The sequence below is a fragment of the Burkholderia anthina genome, assembly GCF_001547525.1.
In the GTDB taxonomy this organism is placed as follows: domain Bacteria; phylum Pseudomonadota; class Gammaproteobacteria; order Burkholderiales; family Burkholderiaceae; genus Burkholderia; species Burkholderia semiarida.
Genome location: NZ_LNJP01000004.1, coordinates 46,482 through 66,743 on the forward strand (window position 1 = coordinate 46,482; position 20,262 = coordinate 66,743).

Sequence of the window (20,262 nt, forward strand, 5' to 3'; positions counted from 1 at the left end):
TTTCAGGCATGTCGATCGAGTACGGTCGCATGCCAATTTTCAGCAACGAGAAAACAAGGGAGTGGTCGTGAGCAAACATTTCGATGAGACGGGCAATGTCCTTGATCGGTTGAGCGAATCCGCGGGCCGCAGCTACCCGGCGGGAACGGAGGCGCGGCTGTCGATGTCGCAGGAGCAGGCGTGGTTTCTCGAGATGCTGGTGCCGGACAGCATCGCGTACAACTTTCAGGCGGTCCTCAACCTGCGCGGCGCTCTCGACATCGGCGCGCTCGAGCGTGCGCTCGGGCGGCTCGTTCAGCGCCATCAGAGCCTGTCGACGGTATTCGTCGAGCACGACGGCGAGCCGGTGCAGCGCGTCGAACCCGCATGGCCCGTCACGGTGCCCGTCGTCGACATGTCGAAGACGGCCGAGCACGCGCGCGACGCGTACATCGAATCGCTGATCAGGGTAGAAACGGGCGCCAAGATCGACGTCGGCACGCTGCCGCTGGTGCGTTGGGTTCTGTTCAAGCGCAGCGAGCATGATCATGCGCTGCTGCACATCGAGCACCACCTGATTCACGATGGCTGGTCGTTTCGTCTGTTCCTGCGCGAATTGAGTCATTTCTACAACGCGGAGCGTGGCAGGCAGGACCTTGCGCCGCTCGAGCCGGTCATTCAGTTCATCGACTATTGCGAGTTCGAACGTGCGTGGCTCGAATCGACGGCCGGCCTCGCGGGACGCGCGTACTGGCGGGAACGCCTGCGGACATGGTCACCTTACGGCCATTCGCCGTTCCCGCGCGCCGGCGCGCCGGTCGCGAATCTCGATTTCGTCGGCAGTTCGGTATCGGTGCCGTTCCCCGCCGCGCTGGCCACGCGCCTGAAGCATTACGCGGCGCAGCGCAAGGCAACGCTGTTCGAGACGATGTTCTCGGTGTTTGCATCCGTGGTTGCCGCGCGCTCGGGCAATACACGCCAGATCGTCGGCACGGCCGTCGCCAATCGAGACGTCCAGGGGATTCAGAACACGATCGGCATGCTCGTGAACATGTTGCCGGTATGCGTCGAACTGTCGCCCGACATGCAATGGCCTGCCCTGATCGACCGCGTGAAGGACGAGATCCGCGCCGGATGCTCGCATTCGCACGTGCCGTTCTCGAGCATGGTCGCCGATCTTCAGCCCGAACGCGCGACGAATCTGCTGCCGTACATTCAGGTCGCGTTCAGTTTCCATAATTCGATGACGCGCAAGCTCGAATTCGACGGGCTGGACGTCGACATCCTCGAAGGGCTCAGCAATGGTTCGGCCAAGTTCGATCTGAACGTGATAGTCGTGTTCGACGACGAGACGCGCCCCGAAGCCGGTGGGCGCTTCATGCTCGAATATTCGACGTCCGCGGCGGCCGAGGCGGATGTGCTCGCGCTGATGAACGCGTTCTTCGCGACCGCGAATGCCTGGCTCGACGATCCCGATCGCCGTCTCGGCGCGCTTGCGGGCGCGCCGGCCGGTGGCGCGGACGATGCGCAGCCCGTGGCCGGCGACGCGGACGTCGCGTTCTGGCGCGCGCAACTCGACACGGAGGTGGGCGAGCTGATCGCGGATGCGCCCGCCGGGACACCGCCCGTCGAGTTCTACACCGGGCGGCAGGACCCGGCCAGCGGCGCCGAGTCGCTCATGCAGTTGGACGCGGCATGCGACGCGAGCGGGATCGCGCCGGCCGCTGCGTCGCTCGCGCTGCATGCGGCGGCCCTCGCGCGCTTCAGCGGCAGTCTCGATGTCGTGATCGGGCTTGCATCGGACATCGACGGCCGCACACTGCCCGTGCCGCTGCCGGTCGCGCTGCACGTCGACCCGTCCGCCTCATTCGCCGAATTGTCCGGAATGGCCGGGCGCGCGTGGCGGCAGGCGGTTGAGCGTCATGCACGCGCACCGCAGGCGTTGGATGTCGCGACGGCCGAATGGCGCGCGGGTACGGGCCATGCAACGGCGCCGGGCTTCCAGTCGACGTTCGCCGTGACGTACGACTCGCCCGCGTCGCACGCCGCGACGCAGGGCGGTCGCACCCGCATCGACGCGCTGCTGTGCGTTACGCCAGGCGGCACGACGCCGACCCCGGTTTATACCTCCGAAGGGTTGTCGTCGCATACTGTCGCGTCGTTCGCGCGGGCGGTCGAACGGTTGGTCGATGCGGCCGCGCTGTCGCTCGACATGCGCATCGGCGCCGCCGACGCTGTGGGCGAGCCGGGCGAGAGCGCCGCACTGCGCCGGCAGGCGGAAGGCGCGCGGCCGCCGTACCGGGAAGCGACGCTGCATGCGCTCGTCGAGCGCTGGGCGGCCGAACGGCCCGATGCGCCCGCGGTGCGGTGCGGCGAGACCGTATGGACCTATGCGGAACTCGATGCGAAAGGAAGCGAGGTCGCCGCGCACCTGATCGCGTGCGGCGTGCGGCCTGGGGATGTGGTAGGCGTCAGCATGGCCCGCTCGCCGGCGCAGGTGGGTGCGCTGCTCGGCATCCTGAAAGCGGGGGCCTGCTATTTGTCGCTCGATGCGGCACTGCCGGCCGCGCGTCGCGACTGGCAGGTCAGTGCGGCCGGAGTCGCGCATGTGTTGGTCGACGCGGACGCGCCGCCGTTCGCCGACGGTGTCGCGACCCACTGCGTCGATCGCGTGCCGCTCGGATCGTACGCCGGGATCCGCGATGCCGGCAGGCCCGACGCAGGTATCGACGCGCCGTGCTACTACATGTTCACGTCCGGTTCGACCGGCGAGCCGAAGGCGACGCCGAGCCGCCATCGCGACGTGGTGAATTTCCTGACGAGCGACAGCTGCGTGAAGATCGGGCAGGACGACCGCGTGCTGATGTTCGCGCCGCTCGCGTTCGACGCGTCGACGTTCGAGATCTGGGGCGCGCTGCTCAACGGCGCGCAACTGATCGTGCAGCCTGGCACGCATGCGAGCCTCGAGGATCTTGCCGATACGCTCGTGTCGTCGCAGGCGAGCGTGATATGGCTCACTTCCGCGTTGTTCCAGGAGATGGTCGCGCAGCATCCGCAAGCGCTGCGGCACGCGCGGCAGGTGCTGACCGGCGGCGACGTCGTGTCGACCGACGCGATGCGCGGTTTCTTCGCGGCAGGCGGGCGGGCGCTCACGGTGTGCTACGGGCCGACCGAAGGCACCGTGTTCACGACGGCATATACGCTCGAACGCCCGGAGGATATCGATGCGCGCGCGCTGATCGGTCGGCCGATTTCGCATCGCGACCTGTACGTGATCGACGTGTTTGGCAATCTGGCCGCGCCAGGCGTGCCCGGTGAACTGTATGTGGGCGGCGGCGTGACGGACGGCTATCTGAAGCGGCCCGACCTGACGGCGCAACGCTTTGTCACCCTGCCGTGGTTGAGTGGGCGCACGCTGTTCCGATCCGGCGACATCGGCCGCTGGACCGCCGAAGGTTGCGTCGAGTTCCTGGGCCGGCGCGACAGCCAGATCAAGATTCGCGGGTTTCGGATCGAGACGGGCGAAATCGAGCAGGCCATGCGGGCACTGGACGGCGTCGCCCAGTGCGCGGTGGTGGTGGCCGCGCAAGGGGCGGACAAGCGGATCGAGGCGTTCGTCACGGCCACGCGCGGCGCGACGCCCTCTGCGGCCGCGCTGCGCGACGCACTGGTCGATATCCTGCCCGACTACATGGTGCCCGCGCGCGTCCACGTCGTGGAGCGCCTGCCGATGACGGCCAGCGGCAAGCTGGACAAGCGCGCGCTGCGCGACGCACTCGCGCCCGTGGAAACGGACGCGGGCGCCCGGGAGGATGTGCGCCGCACCGCGCCGACCGGTGCGCTGGAAGAGGCGATTGCCGCGGTCTGGGCCGACGTGCTGAAACTCGACGTGATCGAGCGCGAGCAGGACTTCTTCTCGATCGGCGGCCACTCGCTCGCCGGCATGCGGATCGTATCGCGCCTCGGCAAGACGCTCGGCCGGCGCGTGTCGCTCGACACGCTGTTCCGCTTCCCGACGGTCGCGTCGTTCGCCGGCGCGCTGTCCGACAGCCCGGCCCATGCGACGCCGGCCGCCGCCGTGGCGGCCGGCCAGGCCGTCTGACCCGCGGCCGGCCCGGCTGAACCTTTCCCATCCTCGAAGCACCTCCGCGCGCGCCGACCGGCGCGCGCCTTCCATCCTGGAGCAATGCATGGATCTCGCAAGTCCGGCGGAAACGTCCGTCCAGTCCATCGCCGCCGGCCCGACCGGCATGTCCGCGGCTCAGCAGAGCCTGTGGTTCCTGAATCAGTTCGAACGTGGCGGGGTGACCTACAACGTCCCGTTCTCGTTGCGCCTGTCCGGCCGTGTCGACCCCGATGCGCTCGCGCGCGCGCTTGACGTCGTGCAGCGGCGGCATCCCGCGCTGCGCTGCCGGTTTCCGAGCCGCGGCGGCCAGCCGGTCGTGCAGATCGTCGACGCGCCGGCCGCACTGACGCGCGTCGACTTCTCGAGCCTGCCTGATCCTGCGGCGAGCGTGGCCGAACTCGAGAGCGAGCAGGCACGCGCGCCGTTCGACCTCGAGCGCGATGCTCCGTTGCGTGCGACGCTCGCGCGCGTGGCCGACGACGACTACCGTCTCGTCGCGACCGTGCATCACATCGTGTTCGATGGCCGTTCACTGCAGCTGTTCCTCGATGAACTCGCGCGGGCGTATGCCGAACTCGCGCACGGCCGCGAACCGGACGCCGCGCCGCTCGACGACGGCCTGCATGCCGATGCGAACGCCGCATCCGCGGATCTCGCCGCCGGCCTCGCGCATTGGCAGGCCCGGCTGTCGGGCGCGCCTGCCGTGCTGCCGCTGCCGCTCGATCATCCGCGGCCGGCCGCGCGGCGCTTCAACGGGCGCCGGATCGAATTCGATGTGCCGCTCGATGTGGCCAACGGGCTCAAGGAGGTCGCGCGGGCGCGCGGCCTGTCGATGTACATGGTCGGGCTCGCGGCGTTCGCGGTGCTGCTTCGCCGCTATACGCACGAGGGCGACATCGTGATCGGATCCCCGATTTCGAATCGCTATGCGCTCGAGCGCGACGACGTGATCGGCTATTTCGTGAACACACTGCCCAACCGGGTCGACGTATCGGGCACGCCGACTTTTTCCGACGTGCTCGAACGCGTGCGTGCGACGGTGCTGGACACGCTCGAGCACGCATACGTACCGTTCGAGAAGATCGTCGAAGCCGTCCAGCCGCCGCGTTCGTTGGCTCATGCGCCGATATTCCAGGTGCTGTTCGATTTCGCGGCCGAAGGGTTCGAGGTGGACTTCGGCGCCGGAATCGAAGCGCGGATGCATACGCTGGACTCCTGCACCGCGAAGTACGATCTCAGCCTCACGCTTGCACTCACCGGCGACGGCATGCGCGCAGCGTTCGAGTACGACTGCGACCTGCTCGGCGGCGCGCTCGTCGAGCAGATGACCGACAGCCTCGTGCGCATCCTGCGTTGCCTGGTGACCGACCCCGACGCGCGTATCGACGCGGCGCCGCTGCTGTCGCGCGAGGCCGCGGCCGCGATGCTGGCGCTCGCGAACGACGGCACGCGAGACCCGGGCCGCCCATTCGTGCCGTTTCACCGCGCGTTCGAGCAGGCGGCGCAGCGTGACGGCGGTGCGCTGGCGCTGGTATACGGCGAGCGGCGCGCCACCTACGCGGACGTCGACGCGCGAGCGACGGCGCTGGCCGCGCAATTGCAGGCGTCGGGCGTGCGGCGCGGCGATCGCGTCGTCGTGTTGCGGCGCTATGGTCCGGACGTGGTCGTCGCGCTGCTCGCGATCCACAAGGCCGGCGCCGTGTTCGTGCCGGTGTCGCCCGACGATGCGAGACGCGATGCACTGATCGCCGACGTGGCGCCGGCGGCGATCGTCGTCGAACATCCGTGCGATGGCGCAGGGTTCGATTGCACCGCGATCGCGATGGAAGCGCTTGTGTGCGAGCCGGGCGCACCGCTCGCGGGCTTCGATCCGGACAGAGCGATGACGACCGCCGACGACATCGCCTACGTGATTTTCACGTCGGGCTCCACCGGTCGCCCGAAAGGCGTCGAGGTTTCGCACGGGAGCTGGATGTCGCTGTTTCATGCATTCGAGGCAGCTTACGGCCGCACGCAGCCGGGTGTGACGGCCGTGCTGCAGATGGCGAACCATACGTTCGACGTGTTCATGAGCGACGTGATTCGCGGCCTCGGCGGGGGAGGGCGGCTGATCATGTGCCCGAGGGAGAGCCTGACCGATGCGCAGGCGCTGCATGCGCTGATCGAGCGCGAGCGTGCGACCGTGATGGAATTCGTGCCGGCCGTCGTGCGCCAGATGATCGAATATCTCGAACGCAGCGGCAAGCGCCTGGACGGGGTGCAGGCGGTCACGTGCGGTGCGGACGTCTGGTTCGTCCACGAGTACCGCAAGCTGCGCGCGCTGTGCGCGCCGGATACCCGCGTGCTCAGCGTGTATGGCGTGACGGAAGCCACGTGCGAAAGCGCGACCTTCGAACCGCGCGACGCGTGGTACGAGTCCGAACGCAGCATGCCGATCGGCACGCCGTTGCCGAACACGTCGATGTACGTGGTCGACGACGCACTGAATCTCGTTCCGCTCGGCGTGCCCGGTGAACTGCTGATCGGCGGCGGCGCCGTCGCGTCGGGTTACCTGAATCGGCCGGAGCTGACCCGCGAACGTTTCCCGGTCGGCGGGTTCGATGCCGACGGGCGCTTCGTGTCCGATCCGGGCGGCCGCCGCTTCTACCGCACCGGCGATCTTTGCCGGCATCTTGCGGACGGCACGATCGAGTTCATCGGCCGGCTCGACAACCAGGTCAAGGTTCGCGGCTTCCGGATCGAGCTCGGCGAGATCGAAAGCGTGCTCGCGGAGCATCCGGGCGTGCGCGAATGCGCGGTCGTGGCGCGCGGGGCGCCGGGCGGCGAGCTCGAACTGGTCGGTTATGCCGATGCGGGGGCAACCCGGGAAGCGTTGTTCGAGCATCTGCGCGCGCGGCTGCCCGAGCACATGGTGCCGCGTGCGCTGGTCCTGCTGCCGGCGCTGCCGCTGTCGCCGAACGGCAAGATCGACCGCAAGCGCTTGCCCGATCCGGACTGGGATGCGCTCGCGCATGCGTACGTCGCGCCGCGAAACCCGCTCGAGGCGCGGCTTGCGCAGGACTGGGAGGCGCTGCTGCGCACGACGCGCATCGGCGTGCACGACAATTTCTTCGAGCGAGGCGGCCATTCGCTGCTCGTCACGCAGGCGCTGACGCGCGTCCACGATGCGTTCGGCGTGAAATTGAAGGTGGCCGACGTGTTCGAGCGGCCCACGATCGAGCAGCTTGCCGAGCGCGTGATGGAGCAAATGATGTCGGCTGCCCGGGAAGGCGTGGCCGCTCGCGCGGATGCGCCGATTCCGCGCGCGGACGGCCACGAGCGCCGGCGCCTGTCGTTCGCGCAGCGGCGTATGTGGTTCGCCCGGCAGGCGGAGCCGGGCGCGGCGTACAACATGCCGGAAGTGTTCCGTGTGCGCGGCCGCCTGGATCGAGACGCGCTCGAAGCGGCGCTGAACCGCGTGGTCGGGCGCCACGAGGTGCTGCGAACGCGCTTCACCGCGGACGTGCAGGCGTGGGTGGACGATGCCGGCCATCCGCGCCGCGAGCCGCTGGCGCAGATCGACGCCCCGGCGCCGGTGCCGTTCGTCGTCGAGCAGATCGAGCCGGGGCGCGTGAACGAGCGACTCGCGCGCGAAGCGGCGCGTCCGTTCGAGCTGGACCGCGAGTGGCCGATCCGCGCATTGCTGCTGCGCGTCTTGCCGGACGAACACGTGCTGTGCATCGTGCTGCATCACATCGCGTACGACGGCTGGTCGAGCGGGCTGTTGCGCCGCGAGCTGGCGCAAGCCTATCGGGCATGCGCCGCAGGCGAGGCGCTCGTGTCGAGCGAGCCCGCGTTGCAGTATCAGGACTACGCGGCGTGGCAGCGCGCACGGACGGCGACGAGCGGTTTTGCGGAATCCGTCGCCGCATGGCGGGAGCGCCTGAGCGATCTGCCGTCCGCGCTGCCGCTGCCGGAGCGGACCGACGCGCCGGGCGCCGGCGCACCGGGCGCCGATTACGTCGATTTCGCGTTGCCCGCATCGTGCGCACCGCAGCTGAAGCGGCTGTGCGAGCGGCTGAACTGCACGCCGACGATGGTGATGCACGCGGCGCTCGCGGTCCTGCTGCATCGCTACACCGGGCAGGACGATATCGTGATCGGCATCCCGTTCGCGGGACGAGATCATCCGGATGCCGAAGCGTTGATGGGGTTCTTCGTCAATCTGTTGCCGATACGGTTGCAGTTGGACGCGCCGATGCGACTCGCGGACGTTATCGCAGCAAGTCGGCGCATGCTGCTCGAGGCCGACGCCGGACAGTCGGTGCCGCTCGATCATCTCGTCGAAACGCTGAATCCGGCTCGCGCGCCGGGTCGGCACCCGTTCTTCCAGATCGGGCTGGTGGTGCAGAGTGCGGCGCCCGAGGCGCTCGACCTGGCGGGGCTGGCGGTGGACGAGCTCGCGGTCGCGCCCGCCGACGTCAAGCTCGACCTGATGGTCGAAGTGCGCGCATTCGACGGCGCATCGCTCGGCGGCAGCTTCAAGTACCGTACGTCACGCTACGCGCGCGCATTTGTGGGCGGGCTCGCGCGCCATTTCGGCGAATTGCTGCGCAATCTGCTGGCCGATGCCGGCCAGACCGTGTCGGACGTGATGATGCTGCCGGCCGACGAATACGCGGCATTGACGGACGCGTGCCGTGGGACGCGGCGCGATTTCGGCGCGACGGGTGACGTGATCGCGCAACTGGAAGCGCACGCGGCGGCGACGCCGGACGCGATTGCGCTGGAGTTCGACGCCCGGCGCTGGACCTACGCGCAGCTCGACCAGCTCGCGAACCGGATCGCCGGCGCGCTGCGCGCGCACGGCGCGACGCCCGGCACGCATGTCGGGCTGTTCACCGGACGCCATCCCTATCTCGTTGCAGGCATGCTCGGCGCGCTGAAGGCGCGCTGCGCGTTCGTGCCGCTGAATCCCGACGACACGGTCGACGGAGGTCTCGGCTACACGGTGGCCGACGCCGGCGTGCGGCTGGTCGTCGCCCAGCGCGACCTCGCGTCGCGCTGCGCCGCGCTCGGCGTGACGACACTGATCGCCGACGATATCGACGACGACCGCGCGCCGGCCGTGCGCGCGCCGGGTCTCGTGCACGCGCCGACCGATCTCGCGTACGTGCTTTACACGTCGGGTTCGACCGGACGTCCGAAAGGCGTGATGGTGACGCGGCGCAACCTGCTCAATACCGCGCACGCATTCGCAGCGTCCGTCGGGCTGCATCCGGGCGCGCGCCAGCTGCAGTATTTTTCGCCCGTCTTCGACGGCGTGTGCGGCGAAGTGTTTCCGGTGCTCGTGTCGGGCGCGACGCTCGTGTTCGCGCCCGCCGCCCGGCTGCTGCCGGGGCCCGAGCTGCTCGGGCTGCTGCGCGCCGAGCGGATCACGCATCTGCAGATCACGCCGACCGCGCTACGCCTGCTGCCGTACGCCGAGTTGCCGGAGCTTGCGACGATCGTGGCCGCGGGCGAGGCCTGTCCGGCGAACATCGCGCGGGAGTGGGCGCAAGGCCGGCGCTTCATCAATGGTTATGGGCCGACCGAGACGACGATCTACGCATCGGCGACCGACTATTGGGATGCCCGCGGCGCGCTGGTGTTGCGACCGCTGGCGAACGTGACGTTCGAGGTGCTCGATCGCTACGGCCATCCGTTGCCGTGCGGCGTGCCCGGTGAGCTGTACATCGGCGGCGAGGGCGTGGCGGCCGGCTACCTGAACCTCGACGAGGAGACCGCGCGCCGCTTCGTGCCGGATCCGCGTTCAAGCGAGCCCGGCGCGCGCCGCTACCGGACCGGCGACTACGTGATCCGCCAGCCGGACGGCAGCCTGACGTACGTCGGACGCGCGGACGCGCAGGTCAAGATCCGCGGCTTCCGGGTCGAACCGGGCGAGGTGGAGGCGCGCCTGAACGCGCTGCCTGGGATCACGCAGGGCGTCGTGCTCGCGCCGTTCGATGCGAACGGGCATCGGATCCTGGTCGGCTACTACGTGGGCGAACCCGCGGAAGGCGAGGTGCGCACGCGGCTTGCGCAGCAATTGCCGGCCCATCTTGTTCCGGAGCGCCTCGTGAGGCTGCCCGATCTGCCGCGCGCGCGTACCGGCAAGGTGGACCGCAACGCGCTCGCCGCCCAGGCGGCCGCGCCTGTCGCGCCCGTCGTGGACGCACCGGCCGGCGATGCTTCGGCGCCACCGGCAGCTGCTGCCGAGGTGCAGGGCGAACGTGTGCCGACCGGCGGCCGCCGGCTCCTCGCGCACGTGAAAGCGATCTGGCAAGCCGTGCTCGAACGCGACGACGTCGAGCCCGACAGCAACTTCTTCGATCTCGGCGGGCATTCGCTGCGGATCGTCGAGATGCGCAAGCGCCTCGAGGACGCGTTTGCGACTCGGATCGCGATTGCCGACCTGTTCGAGCATCCGACGTTGCGCGCACTGGTCGCGCACCTGGAGCGCAACCGCGTGAGCGTGGCCGAAGCCGAAGAGGCCGACGATGCGCCGGCGCAGGCTCCGGCCGCGGCCGATGCGCCGGCCGCCGTGCCGCCGGCAAGCGATCGCGCGATCGCGGTGATCGGGATGGCGGGCCGCTTCTGCGGCGCTCCCGATCTGCAGACCTTCTGGGACAACCTGCTCGACGGCGTCGAGTCGACGCTGCACTTCAGCGACGAACTGCTCGCCGAACACGGCGTCGATGCACAGACGCGCGCGCAACCGGACTTCGTCGGGCTCGGCAACCGGCTCGAGGACGTGGACGGCTTCGACGCCGAGTTCTTCGGCTACTCCGCTCGCGAAGCGGCGCTGATGGACCCGCAGCAGCGACTGTTTCTCGAGTGTGCGTGGGAGGCTGCCGAGGCGGCCGGCTATGGTGCCGCGCGCGGCGCCCGGGTGGGCGTGTTCGCGAGCGCCGGCACGAGCCACTATCTGCTCGACAACGTCTATCCGCGCAGACGCGAACTGAAGCTCGAGAACATCCAGTGGCTGCTCGGCAACGGCCGCGACTTCCTCGCCACCCGCGTCGCGTACAAGCTGGGCCTGGCCGGCCCGGCCGTGACCGTCGAGACCGCCTGCTCGTCCTCGCTCGTGGCAGTGCATGCCGCTTGCGCGAGCCTGCGCGCGGGCGACTGCGAGATGGCGCTCGTCGGCGGCGTGTCGCTCGAGGCCGAGTATTACGGTTATCGACCCATGCCGGACAGCATCATCTCGACGGACGGCCGGTGCCGGCCGTTCGACGCCGATGCGTCCGGCACGACGGGCGGCAGCGGCTGCGCGGTCGTCATGCTCAAGCCGCTCGCGAAGGCGCTGGAGGACGGCGATCACGTGCATGCGGTGATCCGGGGCTCGGCGATCAACAACGACGGCGCCGGCAAGGTGAGCTACACCGCGCCAAGCGTCGCCGGGCAGGCCGGCGTCATCGCGGCCGCGCTGCGGGATGCCGACGTGCCGGCCGACACGGTCGGGTACGTGGAAGCGCACGGTACCGGCACGCGGCTTGGCGATCCGGTCGAATTCCGCGCGCTCACGCAGGCCTATGCCCCGAACGGCGCATGGCCGGCCGGCCGCCGGTGCGCGCTCGGCTCGCTTAAGGCGAACCTCGGGCATCTCGATGCGGCGGCAGGGATCGTCGGCTTCGTGAAGGCCGTTCTCGCCGTCGAGCACGGCGAGGTGCCGCCGATGCCGTATTTCAAGAAACCGAATCCCGAGATCGATCTCGAGGGCAGCCCGTTTCATATCAACACCGAGCGGTACACGTGGCCCGATGCACCCTGGCCACGTCGCGCGGGCGTCAGCTCGTTCGGGATCGGCGGCACCAATGCGCACGTGATCGTCGAGGCGCCGCCGCCGCGGCCGTCGCCGTCGTCCGACGCATCCGATGCTGGCGTGCAGGTTCTGCCGCTGTCGGCCCGCACGCCGGCCGCGCTTCGACGCATGCGTCGCCGCCTGGCCGCGCACCTGCGCGCGTCGTCCGCGCGGCTGTCAGACGTCGCGTTCTCGCTCGGCGCGGGCCGTGCGCGATTGCCGGTGCGCGACACGATCGTGTGCGCGACGCGCGAGGCCGCATGCACGGCGCTGGACGCGCCGTGGGATGCGCCTGCGGGTGAGCCGCGGGAGAATCGCCCGGTCGTGTTCATGTTCCCCGGTCAGGGGGCGCAGCATATCGGGATGCTGAAGGGGCTCTATGAACGCGAACCGGCGTTCCGCGACGCGCTGGACGAATGCGCGACGCTGCTGCGCACACAGCACGGGCTCGACATCCTCGCGGCCATGTACCCGGACCCCGGCAGGGAGACCGATGCGTCCGCCGGGCTGCGCGAGACGGGTATCGCGCAACCGGCGCTGTTCGCCGTCGACTATTCGTGCGCGATGCTGCTGCGCGCTCGCGGTGTCGAGCCGGACGCGCTGATCGGCCACAGTCTCGGCGAGCTGGTCGCCGCGTGCGTCGGCGGCTACTACACGCTGGCGGATGCGCTCGCAATCGTCGCGACGCGCGGACGCCTCATGCAGGCCGCCGATCGCGGCGCGATGCTTGCCGTCGCGCTGGACGAGCACGCATGCGCGCGCTGGCTCGACGCGGACGTGGAGCTGGCGGCCGTCAACGGTCGCAACCAGTGCGTGCTGGCCGGCGGGACCGAGGCGATCGAGCGGCTGCGGCAAGCGCTTGCCGAGGCAGGCGTGCAGAGCCAGCCGCTTGCGACGTCGCACGCATTTCATTCGCACCGGATGGCGGCGGCCGCGCAGGCGCTCGAGGCCTTCGTCGCCCGGATTCCGGTGCAGGCGAGCACGGTGCCCGTCATATCGAACCGCACCGGCGCCTGGTTGTCGCTCGACGCCTCCAACCACGCCGGCTATTGGGCATCGCACCTGCGCGACACGGTGCGTTTCGCCGACGGGATCGCGACGTTGCACGACGCGTTCGATGCGCCGCTGCTCGTCGAAGTAGGCCCGGGGCGGACACTGCGCACCGCGCTGGAAGCGGACGGCCGGGCATACGATGTGCTCGGCTGCGGCCGTCATCCGCGCGATCGTTCGGACGACGTGTCGACCTTCGCGCATGCGATCGCCACATTGTGGCGGCTGGGTGCACGCGTCGACTGGCGCCGCGCGTGCGGCAGCAACGCCGCGCGGCGCGTGCCGCTGCCGGCTTATCCGTTCGCGCGCACACGACACTGGATCGACGCGCCGGTCGAGCGAAGCGGGCCGCCTGCGCTTTACCGTCACTGGCGGCGTGTTGCCGGCGGGCGGCGCACGTACGAGCTTGCATTGCCGCCGTCGTGGTGGGTCGTCGACGAGCATCGCGTGTTCGACGGCAAGCCGGTGCTGCCCGGCACCGGCTGTCTCGAGCTCGTGCGAGGCGCATTCGAGCGGATGGGGCACGGGCCGCGGATTGCATTGAGCGACGTCTATTTCCCGGCGCCGCTCGTGCTCGACGACGCGCACGGCGCACGTATCGTGCGCGTGAGCTTCGGCGGCGCGGACGGCGGTGTTCAGGACTTCGCAGTCACTTCCGCCGCCGCGGACGATGCGGAGGCGTGGACCGTGCACGCGCAAGGCACGATCGCCGATGCCGACCAGATGCCGGCTCCGCCGGCCCGGTTCGAGCACGTGCGCGCGCAGCGTGCGGACACGCTCGCGAGTCCCGCCGCGCGCGCCGCGCTCGACGACCGGCTCGCGCTGTTCGGCCCGCGCTGGCATTGTTTCCGCGCGTTGTGGCTCGCCGACGACGAAGGGGTCGCGCAGCTCGAGCTCGATCCCGCGTTCGCGGCCGACCTGGAGAATGCCCCGCTGCATCCGGCGTTGCTCGACATGGCCACCGGTTTCCTGTCGACGCTGGAAAACCGCGGCGCGCGGCTGCCGTTCCACTATCGCAGGCTGTCGCTCCATGCACCGTTGACCGCGCGGCTGTTCAGCCATGCGCGCCGCGTGCGCGAGAACGTCTTCGATGTGACGCTGTTCGCGCTCGACGAGGCGGGAGGCGTCGGGCCCGCGCTCGTCGAGGTGGAGGGCTTCACGCTGCGCGACGAGCGTGCGCCCGCGGCGGCGGCCGACCGCTCGTCGCCGGCCGCATGGTGCTCGCGCCCCGCATGGCGGCCCGCACTGCCGCCGCGCGGCGATGCGTTGCCCGATGCGGCCTGGACGATCGTCGCACGCGGCAAGTCGATGCGCGACGCGATCGCGACGCATGCACCGCACGGCAGCATCCTGGTCGACGAGGATGCGCGCGGCACGCACGCGCCCGAGGCCGGCGACGGTTACGGCCATGCGCGCGCGTTCGAACGGAATTCCCGGCCGGCGCAGATCCTGTATTGCGTCGGCGCCGACGATCGCGGTTCGGCGGTGGAGCGCTTCGACGATCTGATGCGCCTGTTGCAGACGTTCGCCCCGCAAGCCGCATCCGGCACGGTTCTGACGCTCGTCACCACGGGCGCCTGCGCCGTGCGTGCCGGCGAACGGCCGAGCGGCGTGCAAGCCGCGCTGGTCGGCGCACTGCGTGCAGCGAGCCGGGAGTTCGCGCATCTGCGCTGTCGCCACGTCGATCTTCCGGCCGAGCCGGGCGATGCCGATCATGCGGCGCTGCGCGGGCTGCTTGCGCGCGCCGACGCCGGCTCGCCGGCGCCGCTCGTGCCGACGCTCGCGCTGCGCGACGGCACGTTCCACGAGCCGGGCTTCCGGGCGCTGCCCGACGTGGACGCGACGCCTGTGCTGGTCGACGGTGGCGCGTACGTGATCACGGGCGGCCTGGGCGGCATGGGGTTGACGTTTGCCGAGCATATCGCGCGCCGAGTCGCCGCGCCGCGCCTGTTCCTGGTATCGCGCACGGTCGATGCGTCGCGGCCGGACGTCGCGGCGGCGACTGCCGCGCTGCGTGCGCTCGGCGCCGACGTGACGCTCGTGCAGGCCGACTGCGGCGAACCTCGCGCGTGGGCCGCGGCGCTGGCGGATATCGCCGCACGCTGCGGCCGCATCGACGGAGCGATCCACGCGGCGGGGATCGAGGCCAGCGGGCCTGTCCAGCTCGGCGAGCCGGCAGCATGGGCGCGCGTGCTGGCGCCGAAGACGCTCGGCACGGACGCGTTGCTCGATGCGCTGCGTGCGCACCGGCCGGATTTCGTGCTGCTGTGTTCGTCGCTGGCGGCGCTCGTCGGCGGTCTCGGCCAGGCCGACTACGCGGCGGCGAACGCGTATCTCGACGCGGTCGCGCATGCGGCGCGCCACGACGGGCTGCCGGTCGTCTCGATCAACTGGGATGCCTGGGCCGAGGTCGGCATGCGGGTCGCATACGATCGTGCTCATCCGAACCAGACGTCGATCGACGCGGCCCACGGTCTGCTGAACGACGAGGGCTGCCGCGTGTTCGACATCGCGCTCGCGCACGATGGCGCGCAAATCGCGGTGAGCAAGGCCGAGGACGTCGAGGTGTGGCTGCGCCGCCTCGCGGGCGGGACCGATGCGCGCGGCGAGCGCGGCGGCGCGCATGCGGCGCCGGCCGTCGACGAGCGGATCGCACCGCGCAACGACCTTGAGCGCGAGCTGGCGCAACTCTGGCGCGAGCTGCTGGGCGGCGAACTGCCGGGCGTGACCGACAATTTTTTCACGCTGGGCGGGCACTCGTTGCTCGGCGCGCAGCTGATATCGCGCGTGCGGGAGCGCTTTGCGAATTGCCTGACGCTTGCCGAGTTTCTGGACGAGCCTACGATCGAACGGATGGCGCGGTCGCTCGGTGCGCCGGACGCGGCCGATACGACCCGCAGCGAGGATGACGCGCACGTGCGCTACTGCCTCGTGCCCGTGCAGCGTACCGGTGCCGGGACGCCGTTCTTCTGCGTACCGGGCATGGGCGGCAACGTTACCCAGGTGTTGCCGCTCGCACGCGCGATGGGCGCGGCGCGGCCGTTCTACGGTCTGCAGTGCCTCGGGCTCGACGGCAAGGCCGAACCGCACGATAGCGTGGAGGCGATGGCCGAGCACTACGTGCGCTGCATCCGCACCGTTCAGCCTCACGGGCCGTATCTGCTGGGCGGCCATTCGCTCGGCGGCAAGGTCGCGCTCGAGATGGCGCGACGGCTCGACGCCGAAGGGGAGCCCCCCGGCCTGATCGCGTTGTTCGACTCCGCTGCGCCGCCGTACCTGCGCATGACGACGCCGACCGATGCCCAGGTAGTCGGCTCGCTGCTGGGCATTTTCGGACGCTACTCGGGCAAGCCAGTCGACGTGACGCGCGATATGCTGGCGCGTCTCGAAGCCGCATCGCACGAAGAACGCCTGCGCTTCCTGAAGACGCAGCTCCAGGCTCACGGGTTGATCGACGCGCGCGCCGACGACGGCAGCATCGGCGGCATCTTCAACGTCTATCGCGCGGCCGCGGCGTTCGGAATGGCTTACGACCCGCCGAAGCAACCGTCGGACTGGTCGTTCGTGCTGTTCCGGGCGGTCGATTCGATGCCGTCGGGCATCAATCTGCCGGAGATCCGGCAGACGCCCGCGTGGGGTTGGGAGGCATTCAGTCGCGCACCGGTCGAATGCATTGACGTGCCGGGCGATCACTTCACGTGCCTGTCCGACGTGCACGCTCATGCGATCGCGCTGCCGCTGGCCGATCGCCTGCAGGCGTTCGAGCGATGAGCGCGCAACCGCACGTCAACGGCGCGCCGCCTGCCGGGCACGGCGGCACGCGCGCGGTGCGCGTGGTGCTCGCGATCCTCGCGCTCGACGTTCTCGGCACGGGGCTGGCGATGCCGGTGCTGCCGACGCTCGTCGCGGGGCTCGCGGGCCTGTCGCCCGCGCGCGTTTCGCTCGTGCTGGGCGCGGCGATCGCGTCCTACTCGGCAATGCAGTTCCTGTGCGCACCGATGCTGGGCGCGCTCAGCGACCGGTACGGACGCCGCCCGGTGCTGCTGGCCGCGCTCGTCGGCATCGCGGCGAGCCACTGGACCGTCGCGTTCGGTGGCGGTCTGGCGTCGCTGCTGATCGGCCGCGCGCTCGGCGGTGCCGCCGCCGCGAACGTGTCGACCGTGATGGCGTATCTGGCCGATGTCAGCGACGGCGAGCGCCGCACGCATCTGTACGGCAGCGCGGGCGGGGTCATCGCGGTCGGACTCGTGGCTGGCCCGGTCGCTGGCGGCTGGCTCGCGTCGTTCGACCCGTACCTGCCGTTCGCGATCGCCGGCGCGCTGGCCGCGCTGAATGCGGCGTACGTCGCATCGTGGCTGCCGGAAAGCCTGCCGGCCGCGCACCGGCGAACGTTCGACTGGCGCCGTGCGCAGCCTTTGGGCAGCCTGCGCGCGCTGTTCGGCAACCAAACGCTGCGTCCGTACCTGCTGGCGTTACTGCTGACCTGGGCCGCATACGGCGTGTTCCAGAGCTGCTTCGTGCTCGCGAACCAGGCGCGTTACGGATGGAGCGTGATCGATGCGTCGCGGGCGCTCGCCGCGCTCGCTGTCGGGATGGCCCTGTCGCAACGCTATCTCGTGCGGCGGTTGACCGCGCGCGTCGACAACCGAGCGATCCTCGCACTGGGTTACGGCTGTTGTGCGGTCGCGTATCTGTGCTATTTCGCTGCTTCGTCTCCATGGCTCACGTACGCGGGGATGATGGCCCAGGCACTGGGACTCGTGGCCGACCCCGCGCTGCGCGCCGAGTTGTCGCGTCATGCGTCCGACCGGCATCAAGGCGAACTGCAGGGCGGTCTCGCGTCGCTCGTCAGTCTGGTCGGGGCGATCGCGCCGCTCGTCGGGTCGGCCGCGCTCGCCGCGGCCGCGCGCACGGGCGGTGGCGCGGCCGCGGCGGGATGGCCGTTCGCGCTGGGCGTGGCGTCGTACGCGTGCGCGCTTGCCATCGTGGCGCGTGCGCCGGCGGGGCGCGCCGCTGCTCGCTGAGCGGGCCATGCCGCGCGGCGCATGTCGCGCGGCATGGTACGGCCTCAGATCAGGCCGAGTACCATCGCCTTCACGACCGCTTGCAGCGTATTCGTCGCATTCATCTTGAGCATCGCGTTTTTCAGGTGGAAATAGACGGTGCGTGTCGTGAGCCCGACGATAGACGCGACTTCGCCGGCCGTCTTGCCGAGCGCGGTCCACCGCAGCAGTTCCCGTTCGCGGTCCGTAAGACTGCACACGTCGCCCGTTTTCGGCGTCGGCGCCGACAGCGCGATGAACTTCGCATGGATCGCGCCGGCGAGCCACGCGATGTACGGAGCATTCGTCGCCTTTTCCTCGACTCTTACAGGTGTGATTTCTCGTCCGACCGAAAACAGGGCGGGTAAATCGGCACCGATCCAGCTGCACTGGGTAAGAACGAAGCGTGCGCCGTCGCTCCATTCTGCCAGGCCTTTGGTTCGGAGTGCGGCATAGACGGGACTGCCACCCGGAAGGAAATCCGCATCCTTGTAATACTTGATCCAGCTTTCGTATTGCCCGCGGTCGGAGAAGAATTCCGAGTCGTTGCCGGAGCATGTGGATTTGACTTCGAAAAGCCAGTTGGAAAAGCCGATCCTCGATACAGCGCGCGAGGCTGTATCGGCAAGATCGGACATGGTCTTCGCATTCTCTATGCCCAAGTAAATTTCATGCCATTGAGTCGTCATGGTTCGATACCCGATGAAATTTGAATAAATTCGGCCCGTGTTACTGAAGGTGTCTCCCGCTGACCGATAGCGCTTGCTTATTCATCGTTATGGACTTTCAACTCATACTGATTGTGTCGATCGAGGTCGTTCTCCTGTTCAATCCCGATGTCGGCATGCAATGCCGCAAATGCCGGCAGGTGCGACCGGTGCGCGGCACCGGGCGTACCCTGGCCGGCAGATTTCCCCGCGGCATGCTGGTGCCGATTTGACGGGACTGCTACGTCGGGTCGGTCAGCGCGGCGACGACGCGGTTCCGAATCTCCTGTTCCCATACCTGGAGAAAGAAGTGCCCGCCGTCGAACCGGTGCAGCGCGAATGGCCCCCCGCTGTAGCGGGCCCACTCGGCCAATGCATCGCTCGCGACATGGGGATCGCGCAGACCACCGAACACCGTCAGCCCGCACGGCAACACGAATGGCGTATCCACCCGGTACCCGTCGGCGAGTGCGAGATCGGCACGCAGCGACGTCAGGAAGTGCCCTAGCCATTCGGGCTCCGACAGCAAGGCAGCCGGCGTTCCGCCCATCGCTTTCAGCCACTCGATCAGTTCCGGATCGGATAGCCGATGGGCCGGCGGCCCGCTTGGCGCCACGTGCGGCGCGCGGTGTGCGGCGCTGAATGCGTGCGAAGGGGGGGGAAGGCCGCGCCGAGCGAGTTCCCTTGTCCATTCGATGCTGACGACGCTGCCCAAGCTGTAGCCGAACGTGCCGAACGGCTTGTCGAGCAGGCCGGCCGCCGCCGTCGCGAGCGCGGTGCACATTGTGTCGAGCGACGTGAGCGCCGCTTCCGCGAAGCGGGTTTGGCGCCCCGGTGGTTCGATGGCGACGACTTCGAGCCAGTCTGGCAGGTCAAACGCCCAGCTCCGGTACAGCAGCGATCCGCCGCCGGCATACGGGAAGCAGAAAAGCCGGTGCGTTGCCCGGGGACGCGGGCGATGCAGGACGAACCAGGGTGTGTGATTGATGAGCATGCGGATTCGGAGTGAAAATCACGGCGCAGCGCAGGCGGACAGCGTGTGTAGAGGGCACGGGACGCGCATTTCGAGAGGAGGCGGAATCGCCCCATACCGACGTGAGCGTGACGTCGGGATGGCGAGTGAGCCGTCGCGAGGACGCATCAGATCCCGCAGGCGAGCACCGCGGCGTGTTCGGCGGGCGGCGCGTCGTGATGGAGGCGGAACCTGTCGATCGCACCGAGACTGTGAAGAAACGTGCGTCGGAAGAGGTCGGCATTCGTTTCGAGTCGATGTTTCGTGTCGGTCATGTTCGTATCGTTCTGTCGTCCATAACTTGATTCATGCAGCGATAAGCGATTCGCGCAACGGCGGCAAACGTTTGCGCTTGCGAGCGTATGCGGAGAACGGCGAGTTCGTCGGGTTAACGAACGCAGGACGAAAATATATAAGGTGAATCGCGCCGGAATTCTCAAAAAATCTCATGGAAGGCATCAAGTGTTGTCGTAATCGCGGCGGAATTCCTGGTCATCCGAATTTCGATGGACGACCGATGTCCG

7 protein-coding genes are annotated in these 20,262 nt (G+C 69.2%); 4 read left to right on the top strand and 3 right to left on the bottom strand.

Going from position 1 to position 20,262, the window contains the following annotated elements; translation table 11 throughout:
• Positions 1–67: 67 nt before the first annotated feature.
• The 3 genes from WS64_RS29490 (at position 68) to WS64_RS29500 (ending at position 18,001) form a co-directional block, all read left to right on the top strand.
• Complete coding sequence (locus tag WS64_RS29490; protein WP_081103992.1) at positions 68–4,081, top strand: non-ribosomal peptide synthetase; 4,014 nt, start codon at positions 68–70, stop codon at positions 4,079–4,081.
• An 88-nt stretch (positions 4,082–4,169) separates the two neighbouring features.
• Complete coding sequence (locus WS64_RS29495; protein ID WP_060968653.1) at positions 4,170–16,748, top strand: hybrid non-ribosomal peptide synthetase/type I polyketide synthase; 12,579 nt, start codon at positions 4,170–4,172, stop codon at positions 16,746–16,748.
• Positions 16,745–18,001 carry an MFS transporter gene (locus WS64_RS29500; protein ID WP_059639807.1) on the top strand — a complete coding sequence of 419 codons (1,257 nt, stop codon included), beginning with the start codon at positions 16,745–16,747 and terminating at the stop codon, positions 17,999–18,001. Before WS64_RS29495 ends, WS64_RS29500 begins: the two co-directional genes overlap by 4 nt.
• Before the next feature lie 44 nt (positions 18,002–18,045).
• On the opposite strand, the gene WS64_RS29505 is transcribed toward WS64_RS29500, so the two are convergent.
• Entirely contained in the window at positions 18,046–18,708 is a 663-nt protein-coding gene (locus WS64_RS29505; RefSeq protein WP_081059157.1) for a helix-turn-helix transcriptional regulator, read from the bottom strand.
• Between the two features lie 89 nt (positions 18,709–18,797).
• Between WS64_RS29505 and WS64_RS34705 the strand changes: the two genes are divergently transcribed.
• Entirely contained in the window at positions 18,798–18,959 is a 162-nt protein-coding gene (locus WS64_RS34705; RefSeq protein WP_155634555.1) for a hypothetical protein, read from the top strand.
• An 8-nt stretch (positions 18,960–18,967) separates the two neighbouring features.
• On the opposite strand, the gene WS64_RS29510 is transcribed toward WS64_RS34705, so the two are convergent.
• On the bottom strand, positions 18,968–19,720 hold the full coding sequence (locus WS64_RS29510; RefSeq protein ID WP_060968654.1) for a thioesterase II family protein: 753 nt from the start codon (positions 19,718–19,720) through the stop codon (positions 18,968–18,970).
• 146 nt (positions 19,721–19,866) lie between these two features.
• Positions 19,867–20,013, bottom strand: a complete 147-nt coding sequence (locus tag WS64_RS34710) for a hypothetical protein (RefSeq protein WP_155720511.1) — start codon at positions 20,011–20,013, stop codon at positions 19,867–19,869.
• Positions 20,014–20,262: the final 249 nt, after the last annotated feature.

Coding starts and splice junctions, on each gene's coding strand:
- WS64_RS29495 (WP_060968653.1), top strand. CDS start 4,170: ATGGATCTCGCAAGTCCGGCGGAAACGTCCGTCCAGTCCATCGCCGCC.
- WS64_RS29500 (WP_059639807.1), top strand. CDS start 16,745: ATGAGCGCGCAACCGCACGTCAACGGCGCGCCGCCTGCCGGGCACGGC.
- WS64_RS29505 (WP_081059157.1), bottom strand. CDS start 18,708: ATGACGACTCAATGGCATGAAATTTACTTGGGCATAGAGAATGCGAAG.
- WS64_RS34705 (WP_155634555.1), top strand. CDS start 18,798: ATGGACTTTCAACTCATACTGATTGTGTCGATCGAGGTCGTTCTCCTG.
- WS64_RS29510 (WP_060968654.1), bottom strand. CDS start 19,720: ATGCTCATCAATCACACACCCTGGTTCGTCCTGCATCGCCCGCGTCCC.
- WS64_RS34710 (WP_155720511.1), bottom strand. CDS start 20,013: ATGACCGACACGAAACATCGACTCGAAACGAATGCCGACCTCTTCCGA.